The sequence below is a fragment of the Collinsella sp. WCA1-178-WT-3 (M1) genome (assembly GCF_009696325.1).
Classification (GTDB): domain Bacteria; phylum Actinomycetota; class Coriobacteriia; order Coriobacteriales; family Coriobacteriaceae; genus Collinsella.
In genome coordinates, this window is record NZ_VUME01000028.1 from 1 (window position 1) to 1,513 (window position 1,513).

Consider the following 1,513-nt stretch of genomic DNA (forward strand, 5'->3'; position numbering starts at 1 on the left):
CAGCCAAAATTGCCTTATATTTCAGTGAAGAAGATTACACGGCCCCTGAACATTGTGTCGAGGAACTAAAAGACGATTTGCCTAATGTGATGGCCATGCACAGAGTAGAAGTACATGATTGGTCCTACTCCGATTTTCTATGGGGAAATTACGTGGACCATTATGTCTATTTACCTATTCAATTTTATTTGGGTTTGTTCACATAAATAAATTTGAATAAAAAAAAAAAAAAAAAGGCTCTGACGGATTGTAAGCACACGGTTTCAGGTACTATTTCACTCCCCTCCCGGGGTACTTTTCACCCTTCCCTCACGGTACTCATCCACTATCGGTCACCAAGGAGTATTTAGGCTTGACGGGTGGTCCCGCCAGATTCACGCGAAATTCCACGAGTCCCACGCTACTTGGGGCAACCCCACACCAGCGCCACGCTCACAGTTACGGGACTCTCACCCACTCCGGTACGCCTTCCCAGACGCTTCACCTTCACGCAACATTTCTCACTGGCCAATCCTGCGGCAGCAGAACCACAAGGCCCCCACAACCCCGCACATGCAACACCTGCCGGCTTGAACACACACACGGTTTAGCCTCCTCCGCTTTCGCTCGCCACTACTCACGGAATCACACTTGTTTTCTCTTCCTACGGGTACTAAGATGTTTCACTTCCCCGCGTTACCTCCCACACCCCTATACATTCAGGGCAGGGTCACCGGACACAACTCCGGACATTCCAGGTTTCCCCATTCGGACACCCCCGGATCACAGCTCGTTCACCAACTCCCCAGGGCTTATCGCAGGTCACAACGTCCTTCATCGGCTCTTGGTGCCAAGGCATCCACCGATCGCACTACACAACTTGCACAACACAAGTCACACAAAAAACAAAGATGCTCGCATCCACTATACAGTTCTCAACCACCACACGGACCACCACACCACACACTCACGCACGCACCATGGCACCGCACCAGGCCACCACACATGTGATACCCCAGAACCCCAACAGTATGCCCTCAACCCCACCCACACAGGCAGGACGCCAACACTCCACTCACAAAAAACTCCTTAGAAAGGAGGTGATCCAGCCGCACCTTCCGGTACGGCTACCTTGTTACGACTTAGTCCTAATTACCAGTCCCACCTTCGACGGCTCCCCCAACAGTTAGGCCACCGGCTTCGGGTGTTACCAACTTTCATGACGTGACGGGCGGTGTGTACAAGGCCCGGGAACGTATTCACCGCAGCGTTGCTGATCTGCGATTACTAGCGACTCCGACTTCATGAGGTCGAGTTGCAGACCCCAATCCGAACTGAGACCGGCTTTCCGAGATTCGCTCACTCTCACAAGCTCGCAACTCTTTGTACCGGCCATTGTAGCATGTGTGAAGCCCTGGACATAAGGGGCATGATGATTTGACGTCATCCCCACCTTCCTCCGAGTTAACCCCGGCGGTCTCCACTGAGTCCCCACCATAACGTGCTGGCAACAGTGAACGAGGGTTGCGCTCGT

General features: G+C 52.7%; 2 rRNA genes. Both read right to left on the minus strand.

The annotated features are described in order from the left end of the window. Positions 1-865, minus strand: a 23S ribosomal RNA gene (locus FYJ40_RS08960); the annotation flags it as partial. 207 nt (positions 866-1,072) lie between these two features. Then, positions 1,073-1,513: ribosomal RNA gene (locus FYJ40_RS08835) — 16S ribosomal RNA — on the minus strand; the annotation flags it as partial.